Below are 14,069 nucleotides of genomic sequence, written 5' to 3'. Positions count from 1 at the left end.
TCGGGTCCAACCGCGAAAGGAACCTCGCCATGCACGTACGCCTTTTGATCGCTCTTCTTCTGCTCATCGGCTTCGGCTGCAACGACGCACCCTCCGGAGCGACGGGTGGGGCGACGGGCGGGGCCGTGATCGGTGGCCTCCTCGGGCATCATGCCGGCGGACCCGCGATCGGTGCGGCTATCGGTAGCTACGAGCCGCCGCCGACCAGTCGCGAGGAGTACGACCACCTGCCCGAGGCCGACTTCCGCGCCGTCGCGGACGCGCCGCTGTCGACCTTCAGCCTCGACGTCGACACCGCCAGCTACGCCAACGCGCGTCGCATGATCAGCAGCGGCAACCTGCCGCCGGCCGGTGCGGTGCGGATCGAGGAGTTCGTCAACTACTTCCCGTACGACTACGTCGAGCCGGCCAGCGGTGAGACCTTCGCCGCGAGCCTCGCCGTCGCCGATTGCCCGTGGAACTCGGCGAACAAGCTGATCCGCATCGGCCTGCGGGCCAAGTCCATCGACCCCGGCAAGCGCCCGCCGGCCAACCTCGTGTTCCTCGTCGACGTCTCCGGCTCAATGGGCTCGGCCAACAAACTCCCGCTTGTCCAGCAGGCTCTCCTGAACATGCTCCCCGAGCTCGGCCCCGACGACACCGTGTCGATCGTGACCTATGCCGGCAGCTCCGGCGTCGCCCTGGCCCCGACCTGCGGCCACGAAACACGCACCATCAAGAACGCCATCAAACGCCTGACCTCCGGCGGCTCGACCAACGGTGCCGCCGGAATCAACACCGCTTACCAACTCGCCGCCGAGTACCACAAACCCCACGGCATCAACCGCGTCATGCTCTGCACCGACGGCGACTTCAACGTCGGCGTCACCGACCGCGACTCGCTGACCCGCATGCTCGAAGACCACGCCGCCAAGGGGACGTACCTCACCATCCTCGGCTTCGGCATGGGCAACTACCGCGATGGCACTCTCGAGTACCTCTCCAACAAAGGCGACGGCAACTACGCCTACATCGACACCAAGGACGAAGCCGAGAAGGTCCTCGGCGACCAGCTCATGGGCACGCTCGTGACCGTCGCCAAGGACGCGAAGATTCAGGTCGAGTTCAACCCCGCCGAGGTCGCCGCGTATCGCCTGATCGGTTACGAGAACCGCGCGCTCAAGGACGAGGAGTTCAACGACGACCGCAAGGACGCCGGCGATGTCGGCGCGGGCCACACGGTCACGGCGTTGTACGAGATCGTGCCGGTCGGCGGGACCAGCGCCGGCAGCGACGCCGAGATCGCCCGCCTCAACGCATCGATCGAGAAGCTGCAGAACGTGCTGGCGACGGTGGACATGACGCCCGACGCGACGGCGGCGGTTGCCGAGCAGATCGCCGAGTTGCAGGCCAAGCGTGCCGCCCTGCGTGAGAACGCCGGCGAGCCGGGCGTGGACCCGCTGGTCTTCCAGACCGACCGCGATCTGACTGACCGGGCCAAGTCGGGCGAGCTGCTCCGCGTGAAGCTGCGCTACAAGGAGCCCGACGCCGCGAAAGAGCCGGGCACGAGTCGCCTCAAAACCTGGAGCATCGCCGACGGTGATACGCCGTTCGAGAAGGCCGACGACGACTTTGGCCTCGCGGTCAGCGCCGCCGCCTTCGGCATGCTCCTGCGCGAGTCCGAGCACGTCGGCGACCTCGACTACGACTGGGTCCTGCAAACCGCCAAACGCTCCGGCAGCGGCGGCAAGTACTGCGGCGACTTCGTCGACCTCGTGCGGGACGCGAAGTCGCTCGGGAAATCCGAATGACGAAACCCCAAACGGCGTTTCGTCATTCGGATTTGGTCATTCATTCGTCATTCGGGAACTCGGATTTCGAATTTTCCCCACTAAGTTGTTCGCGGTTGAACCGTCCCTCCACTCGCAGGGCATGACGATCACGACACAGCAGCCCGCCGACTTGCTGGCCGTGGCCGAGGAACTCGGTCCGGTGTTGCGGCGGTACGCCCACTCGTTGATCGGTGATGCCGAGGCCGCGCGGGACGTGGTGCAGGACGTGGTCCTGCGCTGCATGTCCCGCAACGGCGCACCCGTGACCAACGCCAAGGCGTTCCTGTTCACCGCGGTGCGTCGGCGGTGCGTGGACGTGTTACGAAAGGAAAGTCGGATGCACGTGTTGACCGAAGAACGAACCGCAACGCTGCGGACCGAACGCACGCCGGCCGACGACGCCGAGGGTGCCGAGAGCGGCGCGCTGGCGTTGGCGGCGCTCGAGAAGTTGCCGACGGCACAGCGTGAGGTGCTGCGGCTGAAGTTCGCCGCCGGCATGAGCTACGCCGAGATCGCCGACGTCACCGGCAAGACCGCCAACAACGTCGGCGTCCTGATCCACACGGGATTGAAAACCCTCCGCGGCCAGCTCACGGCGCTAGGAGTCGATCATGCGTGAAGACCTACTGACCCAATATGCCCTTAGCGAAACGACCGCCGAGCAGTCCACCGAGATCGAGGCGTACCTCGCCGACCATCCTGACGCGGCCGAGTTCGTGGAGGAAGTGCGCGCCGACGCCGCGTTGCTCACGAGTGCCCTGCAAGCCGAGCCGGACCTACCGGCGGCGAACGAAACCTACCGGATGCAGGAGTACGTCATGGAACCCAAGAGAGAAAAACACTTCAACGTCAGCGCCCTCGCGATCGCCGCCGCGGTTGCCTTAATGGTGGTCGGTTTCCTCGCGGTGCGCGAAGGAGGGGTCAACGTAACTGCAATCGCGCTCAACGAAACGGCAACGCCGTCATCCGCCCGCGAAGCGTTGCTCGACGATTATCAGGACCAACTCGAATCGTTACGACGTCAAGGAACACCCGAGGCGATGAAGAAGGCCGACGCGATCGAGTCTTACCTCGGAGCTACTGACGGCTACGCTGATCTCGACGAATCTTCAGAGATCGACGGCGTGGTGGGTCCGGTGCCGAGCGAAGAGGTCGCGGATGCGATGCCCGGTGCCAGGGGCCGCGGCTTGCGAAACGAGGCAGCGGAAGGTCGGCTTGCCGAAGCCGAGATGTCCGACTCCCTCGCGGTGATGCCGGCCAGTCCCCCGTCCGAGCCTCGGCCCCAACAATTTCGCTTCTATGTCAGGCGTGACGCGGGAGGTCGTGAGTCTGGTGCATACGGCGGAGGTGGCGGCCTCGATGACCATCGCCAACACGGCCTCGACGCGGCTCCCACCGATCGCGAAGCGTACGACCACACCCCTGAGAACGACTTCATCGCCGTCGGTGACGCGCCGCTTTCGACGTTCTCCATCGACGTCGACACGGCCAGCTTCACCAACGTTCGCCGCATGCTGATGGCCGGCCAGCTGCCGCCGGCCGACGCGGTGCGGGTCGAGGAGTTCGTGAACTACTTCGATTACGGCTACGCCGCGCCGAGCCTCGACGATGAGCATCCGTTCGCGGCCCACCTTGCCGTCGCACAAACGCCTTGGAACCCGTCGACCAAGCTCGTCCGCATCGGGCTCAAGGGCAAGGAGATCCCCGCCGAGCAGCGGCCGGACATGAACCTCGTATTCCTCCTCGACGTCTCCGGCTCGATGAACAACCCGAAGAAGCTCCCGCTGGTGAAGTCGGCGATGACCAAGCTCGCCGGGACGATGCGTGATAACGATCGCGTCGCGATCGTGGTGTACGCCGGAGCGGCGGGGCTGGTGCTGGACTCGACGACGGATGCCGAGCAGGTCGTCAGCGCACTGGCTGGCTTGGGTGCCGGCGGCTCGACCGCGGGCGGGGCCGGCATCGAACTCGCCTACGCCACCGCCGAGAAACACTTCATCGAGGATGGCGTCAACCGTGTCATCCTCGCCACCGATGGCGACTTCAACGTCGGCACCTCCGACACCGGCGGTCTCGTCCGGCTCGTCGAAGACAAAGCCAAGGCCGGCGTCTACCTCACCGTCCTCGGCTTCGGCAGCGGCAACCTCAACGACGCCATGATGGAGCAGATCTCCAACAAGGGCGAGGGCAACTACGCCTACATCGATTCCGAAGCCGAGGCCCAGCGTGTCCTCGTCGACGGCGCCGGCGGCACGCTCCAAGCTATCGCCAAGGACGTGAAGATTCAGGTCGAGTTCAACCCCGCCACCGTCGCGAGCTACCGCCTCATCGGCTACGAAAACCGCAAACTCGCCGACCGCGACTTCAACGATGACACCAAGGACGCCGGCGACATCGGCGTCGGCCACACCGTCACCGCGCTCTACGAGATCGTGCCAGCCGAGCTCGACGAGGAAGCCCTCGCCAAGCAGAAGGGCGACCTGCAGGAACAGATCGACGCGATCCGCGACCTGATGAACCGAGCACGACTCACGCAGGAAGCGGTCGCCGCGCTCAATGCCGACATCGCATTGATCGAGAACAAGATCGCCAGCCTCGACAAGATGCTCGCCGGGCCGATGGTGGATGAGTTGAAGTATCAGGAGAAGCCGGCCGTCGTCGACAGCCCGGAACTGCTCACCGTGAAGCTGCGTTACAAGCAACCCGACGCGCCGAAGGAACAGGGGACGAGCAAGTTGATGAGCTTCCCGCTGGAAGATGCCGAAGTTCCGTTCGCCGAGGCGGACAAGGACTTCAAGCAAGCCGCCAGCGCCGCCGCGTTTGCGATGCTCCTGCGGGAGAGCCCGCATGCCGGCACGGCGACGCTCGACTGGGTGATCGAAATGACGACCGACGCCGAGCTCAAAGAACTCGCGGCAAAAGCCAAAGCGTTGGAGTGAACACGGAACGGCTTGAAACGCGAAACGCCCCGGCCGAGTTGGCCGGGGCGTTTCGCGTCGGTGGAGACATGGGCGTTACTCGCTCTTGGCGTCGTCGCCTTCATCGTCCTTTTTCTCGCCGAGGACTTCCGGCTCGGTGGACGCTTCGGCCGGTTCGTCGGCCACGGCGGTGACACGCGGGGCGGCGACGTGGGCGATGACCGTGTCCGGCTCCATCGTCGGCGTCACGCCTTCGGGGAAGGTGATGTCCGAGACGTGCAGGTTGTCGTTGAGGCCCAAGGCTTCGACGTTGACCTTGATCTCGTCGGGGATGCTGTCGGCGCGGCACTCGACTTCGACTTCGGTGTGCTCGTGCTCGACGATGCCGCCTTCTTTTTCGCCCTTGGCTTCGCCGACGAAGTGGACCGGGACCAGCACGGTCACGATCTCGTCGAGGCTGATGCGGGCAAAGTCGAGGTGGAGAATCTCGACGCCGAACGGATCGAACTGGATGTCCTTGAGCAGGACCGATTCGGTCTTGCCGGCGATGTCGAGGTTGAACAGATGCGCGCCCTTGTGGATGGACTCGGTGGTGAGCTTGGTGGGCAAGGCGACGGAGGTGTTGCCTTCGCCGTGGCCGTAAACGACGCCGGGAATCTTGCCCGCCTTGCGAATACGGCGGCACTCGCGGGTGCCGAGCTTGTCACGCTTTTCTGCTTCGAGAGTGATGGTGTCTGACATGGTAATTTGAGATTGGAGATTTCAGATTTGAGATGAGCGAACTTCGCGAAGCCCGGCGCAGCCGACTATCCGGTGACGTCCTTGAACATGGCGCTGATGGACTTGTGGTGGTGGATTCGGTGGATCGCGTCGCCGAGCATGCCGGCAACGCTGAGCACCTCGACCCGGTCACGGATGGGGTCGGCCCGGTGGCCCAGCGGGATGGTGTCGGTGACCGCGAGCTTGGTGAACGAACAGTTGGCCAGGCGCTCGATGGCCGGGCCTGCCAGGACGGCGTGCGTGGCGGTGATGTAAATGTCGCCTGCCCCGTGGTCGCGGAGGATCTCGACGGCGGACGTGACGGTGCCCGCGGTCGTGATCATGTCGTCGGTCATCAGCACGGTCTTGCCGGCGACGTCGCCGATGAGGTGAACGGCCTCGGCCGTCTCGCCGCTGGTGCGACGTTTGTCGATGATGCAGATCGCCCCGCCCATGATGTTCGCATATGCCTGGGCACGCTTGACGTTGCCGACGTCGGGCGAGACGAACACGGTGTTGCTCAGGTCGAAACCGGAGAACCATTCGCAGAACACCTTCGCCGCCTGGAGATGGTCGACGGGGATGTCGAAAAAGCCCTGCACCTGCGGTGCGTGCAGGTCGAGGGCAACCACGCGGTCGGCCCCGGCGCGTTCGAGCAGGTTGGAGGTGAGCTTGGCGGTGATCGGCGTACGGCCCTCGTCCTTGCGGTCCTGGCGGGCGTAGCCGAAGTACGGGATGACCGCGGTGACCCGCTTGGCGCTGGCGCGCTTGAGCGTGTCGATCCAGATCATCAGCTCCATCAGGTTTTCGTTGACCGGATAGCAGGTGGGTTGGATGACGAAGCAGTCCCGGCCGCGCACGTCCTCGTCGATGCGGACCAACAGCTCGCCGTCGGGGAAGGGGATGACCTTCCCCTTGCCAAGCGGCAGGTCGAGATGCTTGCACACCTTCTCGGCCAGGTCGGGGTTGGCCGAGCCGGCGAAGATCTTCATCTTCTTCGCGTCACGCTTGTGACGTTTGCTGGCCTTCTTCTCTGCGACGGCGGTCGACATGGTCAGGCACCCTCGTTGACGTTGCAGGTTTCGGGGGAGAGATTCCCGGCGAGCGATTGCCCGTCGCCGAGCATGCCCTGGCGGGGAAGCATCGCGAACGGCCCCACGACGCAGTCGCAGCCGATGCAACTGCCGTGGCCGATGTATGTGAACGGCCGGATGATCGTGTTGCGGCCCACCTCGACGTCCGCCTCGATGTAGGTGTTGGCGCTACTGACGATCGTGACGCCGTTGTCACGCAGGGCGGCGTGGATGCGGTCCTGCATCGCGGCGTCGGCGTCGGCGAGCTGGTCGCGGCTGTTGGGCGCGATGATGTCGTCGGCCGTGACGGCTTCCACCGCAAGCACACGCCGGCCGTCCCGCTTGGCGATCGCGTAGATGTCGGTGAGGTAGTACTCGCCCTTGGCGTTGTCGTTGGTGAGCTTGGCGAGCGTGTCGAGCAGGACGCCGCACTTGACGCAGTAGAGCGACGGGAAAACCTCTCGGACTTCGCGTTGCTCCGGGGTGGCGTCGAGCTGTTCGACGATGGCGTCGAAGTTGCCGGCCTCGTCGCGGACGACGCGGCCGTAGCCGGTCGGGTCGTCGAGGACGCCGGTGCCGAGCGTGGCGTCCGCGTCGTCCTCGGCGTGGGCGTTGCGGATGGCGTGGACGATGTCGCCGGTGATCATCGGCAGGTCGCCCGCGAGGATCAGCACGTCGCTGTCGTCGGCCTCTCCGTCGAGGGCGTCGCGGCAAACCATGACCGCGTGTCCGGTGCCGAGCTGCTCGGTCTGCTCGACGAAGGTGATGCGTTCGTCGGAGCCGAAGCGCTGGATGACGTGTTCCTTGCCGTGACCGACGACGACGATCGCGCGGTCGATCCCGCCGGCCCAGCACGCGTCGAGGATGTGTCCGAGCATCGGCTTGCCGGCCACCTCGTGCAGCGGCTTGGGCAGGTCGGACTTCATCCGGGTCGACCGGCCGGCCGCGAGAATGATCGCAAGGGAAGACATGAGAAATGTTGGCTGGAAAAGTGCACGGCACCTTCCGGCGTCCCGCATTTTCGTCGATTGGCCCGCAGGGACTCGAACCCCGAATGCCTGTACCAAAAACAGGTGTGTTACCGATTACACCACGGGCCAGTGGTGGGATAGCCAAAGAGGCGACCGGCAGAACGCCGGGCGTGGGCGGTCAGTTGGGGACGTCTACCCTCCCGTTGCCGGGCCTCTCGACGTCTAGCTATGCTAGGCATGGAAATCCGAATGACGAAACTTCGGATTTCGGATTTGGTCATTCATTCGTCATTCAGGAACTCGTCATTCGACATTTCCTAAGCTCCGGTCCATGCGACCCGCCAACGAACTTCGTCCCGTGACCGTCCGCCGCGATGTGCCGTCCGTGGCACCTGCCGTGCTTTGGGAGCAGGGCGAGACGGCGATCCTCGCGACGGCGACGATCGAGAAGGTCGTGCCCCCGTGGTTTCCGGAGGACAAACCCGGCGGCTGGGTCACCGCCAACTATCTCATGATGCCCGGCTCGACGCCCGGTCGAAAACGCTGGCCCCGCACCGGTCACACCGACTCGCGTGGCACCGAGATCGAACGCCTCATCGGCCGCAGCCTCCGAGCAGCCGTCAACATGGACCAGATCGGCCCGCACACGATCACGATCGACTGCCAGGTCCTCCGCGCCGACGGCGGCACGCGCACCGCCGCGATCTGCGGCGGATTCCTCGCCCTCTCCGACGCGCTCAAAGCCGTCGGCACCGACAGTGCGATTCGCGGTGAGCTCGCCGCCGTCTCGGTCGGCGTCGTCGAAGGCAAACCGGTGCTCGATCTGGACTACCCGCTCGACAGCAACGCCGATGTCGACATGAACATCGTTCGCAACGCCGCGGGGCAATATGTGGAAATCCAAGGCAGCGCCGAAGCAGCCGCAGGGTTTGGCAGTGAGCACCTCACCGCCATGCTCGACCTCGCCGTGCTCGGCTGCAACGAACTGATCGAAATCCAACGCAAGCACCGGTAGTGAAACGTCAGTTGTCAAACTGTGCGTCGAACGCGATGTCGCTGCGTTTGAAGTCGCTCTTGCGGACGAACGCGGCGGCCTCAGTAGCGCCGTGCTCGCGGTCCATGCGGCTGTCTTCCCACTCCACGCTGAGCGGCCCCGTGTAGTTGATGTCGTTGAGGGCGACGATGATCTCTTCGAAGTTGATGTCGCCGTGGCCGAGACTGCGGAAGTCCCAGAAGCGGCGCGGGTCGGCGAAGTCGGTGTGCCCGCCGAAGACGCCGACATCGCCGTTGCCGTGGCCCCACCAGACGTCCTTCATGTGCACGTGGTAAATCCGCTCGGCGAAGGTGCGGATGAACTTCACGTAGTCGACGCCTTGATAGCCGAGGTGCGACGGGTCGTAGTTGAAGCCGAAGCGTTTGTGTCCCTTGACCGCGTCGATCGCACGCTGGGCGGTGGCGATGTCGAAGGCGATCTCGGTCGGATGCACCTCGAGCGCGAAGTTCACGTCACTTTCCTCGAACGCGTCGAGGATCGGCGTGAAACGGTTGGCGAAGTCGTCGAAGCCCTTCTGCCAGTATTCCTGCGTCGTCGGCGGGAAGGCGTAGGTGCTGTGCCAGATGGAGCTGCCGGTGAAGCCGTTGACGGCCATGGGGAAGTCGATCGCGTGCGGGGCGGCGTCGCGGAAGATCCGCGCGGCCGCGCCGGTGTCGATCATGCGCTGCTGCGCCCGCTGCCGCACGCCCTCGGGGTCGCCGTCGCCGTAAACTTCCGGCGGCAGGATCGCGGCGTGACGCTCGTCGATGTGGTCGCAGATCGCCTGCCCGACGAGGTGGGCCGATATCGTGATCGAGGTCAGCCCGTGCTTCTGCAGCGTCTCCCACTTCTTCGCCGCGTAGCCGGCTTCCTGCAAACACTTCTGCACGTTGAAGTGGTCACCCCAGCAAGCAAGTTCGAGCCCGTCGTAGCCGAAGGATTTGGTCTTCGCGGCAAGGATATCGAGCGGCAGATCGGCCCACTGGCCGGTGAACAAGGTAACGGTGCGTGGCATGCGTGCATGTCAGCGAATCGCGGCGGTGGTGTCAACCGACGAGTGTCTCATCCGAGCCAGGTTTGTCATCTTTAAGAACGAAATCTTTCTCGGTGAGGTGATCCTCGCCAACCATCGCTCGAAGTCGGGTGATGATCAGCATGAGCGTTTTTCTGTCGAGTTTCTTGTCCTTGGCGAACCGGGTTTTTTTGCGACTGTCCGTGTCCTCAATTGCCGTGAACAGTGCAGCAACGCCATCGACGTCTCCAACCACGAGCGGCGGCGTTTCAGTTCTTTGATCGTCGACATGTGCGAACGCGAAACACAGGACCGGATGGACAAAGAGTCGAACATCAGCACCAATGAGTAGTTCTTGGTGCAGCGAAAGTGCCTGCCGGATCACCTCGTTCGGATGCTGCTCAGTATGCCCATTGATCGTACATGTGCTGTTGTCTCGGATTTGCACAAGGCCACGTTGTGCTTTTGTACTGATCGCAAAAATGCCCCGTGGCCCCACTAGTACGTGATCGACGTCGCCCCCAGTTTTCAAGGGAACACCATCAAACAGATGCCATTGCGAACTGAGTCGGCGAAGTTGGGTTGACACGAGTGCCTCGCCGCGACCTCCCAGCTCCATCGCCGTACGTTGGCGCGCAAGGCTTGTCATTTCCCTTTCTATTCGTTGCACAAGCGGGCGGCGCACCAGCCAGACGCAGATCGTTGCCGACAAAACGGCTATCAGGCCCAAAATGCCGAAACCGAGGCTGCGCCATACAAAGCCCAAGGTTGATGTCACACCGACGAAACCGCCGACAACTAGTGCAAGTGTAAGTACAAGCAATATCTGCTTGTCGGCTACCCGTACAATTCTCTGTTTCGGATAACGCCCTGCAAGCTTGGTGTGAGCGGTTAATCTCGCCATGAGTTACACCCCCAGCGCCTCCGCCATGGCGCTGCCGATGGTGGTTGGCGTTTGGGCGACCTTGATGCCGGCGGCTTCGAGGGCGGCGATCTTGCTGGCGGCGTCGCCTTTGCCGCCGCTGATGATCGCGCCGGCGTGGCCCATGCGCTTGCCGGGGGGGGCGGTGCGGCCGGCGATGAAGCTCACGATCGGCTTGGTGACGTTGTCCTTGCTCCACGCGGCGGCGTTCTCTTCGTCGTCGCCGCCGATCTCACCGATCATGACGATGCCGTCGGTGTCCGGGTCGGCCTCGAACATGCCGAGCAGCTCGATGTAGTTGATTCCCTTGACCGGGTCACCGCCGATGCCGACGCAGGTGGTCTGGCCGATGCCGGCATTGGTGCACTGGAAGACGGCCTCGTAGGTGAGGGTGCCCGAGCGGGAGATGATGCCGACCTTCTTGCCGGTGGGGGCTTGGTCGGCGGGGAGGTGGATGTAACCGGGCATGATGCCGATCTTGCAGCCGCCGCTGGTCGCGTCGCCGCCGGGCGTGATGATGCCCGGGCAGTTGGGGCCGATGAGCGTGGTGTCGACGCCTTCGATGAACGCCTTGGCTTTCATCATGTCGGCCACGGGGATGCCCTCGGTGATGGCCGCGATGACCTTGATGCCCGCGTCGGCCGCTTCCATGATCGCATCGCCCGCGAACGGCGGCGGGACGAAGATCATGCTCGCCTCAGCACCCGTCTTGCGTACCGCTTCGTCGACGGTGTTGAAGATCGGCAGGCCGTTGTCGTCGGTCTGTCCGCCCTTGCCGGGGGTGACGCCGCCGACCATCTGCGTGCCGTACTCCTTGCACATCTTGGTGTGGAACGCGCCGCTGGCTCCGGTGATGCCTTGGCAGATGACCTTGGTGTTGCTGTCGACGAGAATGCTCATGGGTCGCGATGGTAGTCAGCGGACGCGGGTCCGGAAGGGCGTCCGATAAGCGGGGGGTGCTGGGTGTCGTTCGGGTTTGCGCCGATGCACTGGGGTGATCTTTTGCGAAGTACTCGAGCCGAGACGGTTGTTGGCGGCGGTGTCGCTTGTAGCCGGTCTGCGGGTGGACGTCTATACCGGGGGATTCGCCGACGCGGCCGATGTCTTCAATGACGAGAACGACGCCGTCGGCGCACTGCCGACCGCGACGTACGCCGACCTGCCGGCGGCGAACGAAGATCCACGCTGGGGAAGCGGCGAGGTTGCCGTGCGGTTCGGCGGGTCGCTGATCGCACCGACGAGCGGGACGCATAGCTTTCGGGTGCGCGGCGATGACGGCGTTCGGCTGTGGCTGGACAACGAGCTGATCTATGACGACTGGGACGCCGACCGGACCGGCCGGCTCGGCGGGGTCAGCTTGCAGGTCGCGGCCGGCCGGCACGACCTTCGGCTCGACTACCACGACGCTGACGGCGGCGGCGACGGCGAGCGCTCGGTTGCTCTGGAGTGGAAACAGCCCGGCGGCGACTGGGAGCCGCTCGCCGAGGATTTGCTCACCGTCGATCGGATGCCGAGCGTCATCGACCGCGCGGGGATCTACGTCGGTAGCTACTTCTCCAATGATCCGTTCACGCCGGCGGTGCTGATCAACACCGACCGTCCCGTGCGTATCGAGCGGTCGACGATCACGAGCCACAGCCATCTGATCGCGACCGGCAATCCGTTCTCGAACGCCGACTTCACCGCCGACGTCGACCTGGAAGTCCGCGACAACACCGGCGTCGGGCTCAACCCCAACGTTCGCGGCCAGACCGCCGGACGCTTCGTTTACGCCACCAACGCCGCCCGGCTGAACATCGAGCAGAACACGCTGATCAGCACGTCGGGCATCTGGGCCGCGTCGTCGGACAACATGGAGTTCCGCGTTGTGGCCAACGACGTGCTGAACATCGACGGCCGCGTGTCCGACGGCAATGGCGGCTACGACGGGTTCGAGCGGCGGTCGTTCGTGCAGCTCGACAAGGTCGTCGCGCCCGGGGCCGAGATCGCGTGGAACCGCGTCACCAACCTGCCCGGCGAGTCGCGCGTCGAGGACAACATCAACCTGTTTCGCTCCGGCGGCACCGCTGGCGATCCGATCCGCATCCATCGCAACCTCATCGACGGTGCCTGGCCGATCGAAGGCGAGGAGTTCTTCGGCGGGGGCATCCTCGTCGGCGACAACCCGGACGTCGGCGGCCACTCCCGCGACGCCGCTCACGCCGAGGTCTTTCGCAACGTCGTGCTCAACACGACCAACCACGGCATCGCGATTGCCGGCGGTGCGCATCACCGCGTCTACGACAACCGCGTCTTCAGCGACGGCCGCACGCCCGACGGCACCAAGGTGCTGCAGGACAACGACGTGGGCGTGTACGTCTGGAACAGCTACGGCGACGACACCTGGGCCGATAACGCCGCATGGAACAACGTCATCGGCGTGATCCGCCACGACCCCGCCGGCGTCGCCCGACGCAACGACGACTGGATGCCCGACGGCCTCGACTTCGGCGGGAACGTGTATGCGGACGTAAATGAAACCACCGAGTCAAACGAACGCTTGGCATGGGAAACCTACGTCGCCCGTAGCGGGATCACGGTCGGGGTGCGGTGAGCGCCATGGGCGGCTTCGCCGCGGCCGCTACGCAGGTCAGGCGTTCAGCGTCGGCGGCACAACCGCCGCTCATTCCGGCAACGCAAACCGTGCGGCGTTGATCTGACCTGCCAAACGTCGCACGTCGGAGACGTCGGGCTCACCGCCGGACTCAATCACGAACGTGTCGCCGAGGGGGCTACGAATCGTTGGGGCGAAAATGATCTCTCCGTCCAGCACGAGGGCAAGCTGTCGGTCGACGTGTTCAGCCGTGAGTACCTTGAACTTCTCGCCAGCCTCGGGCGTGAGCCGCACGGCGATCAACGGTCGATCGTCGTGCGGCGAAAGCATGACCTGCACCGACGCGAGGTCCCGCTCGTCCAGATGAACGTTTCGCCCCACTGCCAGGTTGAGTCCGGTACCGGGATCAGTCATCGGTTCGGCGTCGTCGTCCTCAGGCTGCACGAGCCGAAACTGCAATCTGGGCTTCGTCGGCTCGCCGAGGGCCATCGGTTCGTGATCGAAGAGCAGAATCCACTCAAGTGTGGCCTCGCCATCGGTCAGGGCGTCGGTAGGGAAGTTCAGGTGCAGTTTGCGGTTCGGGTAGATCAGTGCGACGTCGTCCACGCCGACGTCGATCATCGGCGGCGGGCCGAACGCGCGTTCGACCTCACGCCGGGTCATTTCCCAGCGCACGCCGTTGGGCATGGGGCCCGCGTAACCATTGCTCAGCTCGACGTTCGTGAGAGTGCGGTTCACATTGGCGAAGAACAGGTTGACGCCCGCCTCCGGCGACAGCAGGTAGTAGTCTTCGCCAAACCGCGAAATCTCGGTTGTCGGCATGTGCCGTTCGACGAAGGCCGTGACCTCTGCCGAATCGTCTGATCGGCCCAACAGATCAACAATGTCGAACGCGGGTGCGGTCGTTGGCGTCAGCAATAACGTGAGCAGCAGAGCGAGCATGCCCCCATCCTACTTTGAGCGGCGACCCACGGGAG

At 64.5% G+C, this 14,069-nt stretch carries 12 protein-coding genes and 1 tRNA gene; 5 read left to right on the top strand and 8 right to left on the bottom strand.

Translation table 11 applies throughout. From position 1 onward, the window contains the following. Positions 1 to 29 precede the first annotated feature (29 nt). The 3 genes from AAGD32_01630 (at position 30) to AAGD32_01620 (ending at position 4,750) form a co-directional block, all read left to right on the top strand. On the top strand, positions 30 to 1,790 hold the full coding sequence (locus AAGD32_01630) for a von Willebrand factor type A domain-containing protein (GenBank protein MEM8872933.1): 1,761 nt from the start codon (positions 30 to 32) through the stop codon (positions 1,788 to 1,790). A gap of 121 nt (positions 1,791 to 1,911) precedes the next feature. Further along, entirely contained in the window at positions 1,912 to 2,430 is a 519-nt protein-coding gene (locus AAGD32_01625) for a sigma-70 family RNA polymerase sigma factor (protein MEM8872932.1), read from the top strand. Then, positions 2,423 to 4,750: a von Willebrand factor type A domain-containing protein gene (locus AAGD32_01620; protein ID MEM8872931.1), complete on the top strand. Its 2,328-nt coding sequence runs from the start codon at positions 2,423 to 2,425 to the stop codon at positions 4,748 to 4,750. The genes AAGD32_01625 and AAGD32_01620 overlap by 8 nt, the downstream gene beginning before the upstream one ends. A gap of 75 nt (positions 4,751 to 4,825) precedes the next feature. On the opposite strand, the gene AAGD32_01615 is transcribed toward AAGD32_01620, so the two are convergent. The 4 genes from AAGD32_01615 to AAGD32_01600 all read right to left on the bottom strand — a co-directional run bounded on the left by AAGD32_01615 (position 4,826) and on the right by AAGD32_01600 (position 7,661). Continuing rightward, positions 4,826 to 5,470, bottom strand: coding sequence for a 50S ribosomal protein L25 (locus AAGD32_01615; GenBank protein ID MEM8872930.1), 645 nt, complete (start codon positions 5,468 to 5,470; stop codon positions 4,826 to 4,828). A gap of 65 nt (positions 5,471 to 5,535) precedes the next feature. Beyond that, positions 5,536 to 6,540: a ribose-phosphate pyrophosphokinase gene (locus tag AAGD32_01610; GenBank protein ID MEM8872929.1), complete on the bottom strand. Its 1,005-nt coding sequence runs from the start codon at positions 6,538 to 6,540 to the stop codon at positions 5,536 to 5,538. A 2-nt stretch (positions 6,541 to 6,542) separates the two neighbouring features. Beyond that, positions 6,543 to 7,532: an NTP transferase domain-containing protein gene (locus AAGD32_01605; protein ID MEM8872928.1), complete on the bottom strand. Its 990-nt coding sequence runs from the start codon at positions 7,530 to 7,532 to the stop codon at positions 6,543 to 6,545. 57 nt (positions 7,533 to 7,589) lie between these two features. Beyond that, a tRNA-Gln gene (locus AAGD32_01600) sits at positions 7,590 to 7,661 on the bottom strand. 202 nt (positions 7,662 to 7,863) lie between these two features. On the opposite strand from AAGD32_01600, the gene rph reads away from it, so the two are divergent. After that, entirely contained in the window at positions 7,864 to 8,547 is a 684-nt protein-coding gene (gene rph / locus AAGD32_01595; protein ID MEM8872927.1) for a ribonuclease PH, read from the top strand. Between the two features lie 7 nt (positions 8,548 to 8,554). On the opposite strand, the gene AAGD32_01590 is transcribed toward rph, so the two are convergent. From AAGD32_01590 to sucD, 3 genes are read right to left on the bottom strand one after another with little or no spacing between them, the layout of a single operon-like run. Then, a complete protein-coding gene (locus AAGD32_01590) occupies positions 8,555 to 9,580 on the bottom strand; it encodes a sugar phosphate isomerase/epimerase (protein MEM8872926.1) in 1,026 nt (341 codons plus the stop codon). A 31-nt stretch (positions 9,581 to 9,611) separates the two neighbouring features. Next, the gene (locus AAGD32_01585) at positions 9,612 to 10,481 is read right to left on the bottom strand and encodes a nuclease-related domain-containing protein (protein MEM8872925.1); all 870 of its coding nucleotides are present in this window, start codon (positions 10,479 to 10,481) and stop codon (positions 9,612 to 9,614) included. Positions 10,482 to 10,484: 3 nt separating this feature from the next. Continuing rightward, positions 10,485 to 11,399, bottom strand: a complete 915-nt coding sequence (gene sucD / locus AAGD32_01580) for a succinate--CoA ligase subunit alpha (protein MEM8872924.1) — start codon at positions 11,397 to 11,399, stop codon at positions 10,485 to 10,487. A gap of 139 nt (positions 11,400 to 11,538) precedes the next feature. On the opposite strand from sucD, the gene AAGD32_01575 reads away from it, so the two are divergent. Continuing rightward, positions 11,539 to 13,092, top strand: a complete 1,554-nt coding sequence (locus AAGD32_01575; GenBank protein ID MEM8872923.1) for a PA14 domain-containing protein — start codon at positions 11,539 to 11,541, stop codon at positions 13,090 to 13,092. A 69-nt stretch (positions 13,093 to 13,161) separates the two neighbouring features. On the opposite strand, the gene AAGD32_01570 is transcribed toward AAGD32_01575, so the two are convergent. After that, positions 13,162 to 14,034, bottom strand: a complete 873-nt coding sequence (locus AAGD32_01570) for a hypothetical protein (GenBank protein MEM8872922.1) — start codon at positions 14,032 to 14,034, stop codon at positions 13,162 to 13,164. Positions 14,035 to 14,069: the final 35 nt, after the last annotated feature.

The organism is Planctomycetota bacterium, assembly GCA_039182125.1.
Classification (GTDB): domain Bacteria; phylum Planctomycetota; class Phycisphaerae; order Tepidisphaerales; family Tepidisphaeraceae; genus JBCDCH01.
Note: the sequence above shows the minus strand (reverse complement) of the source record. Positions and strands in the feature narration are given on the sequence as shown.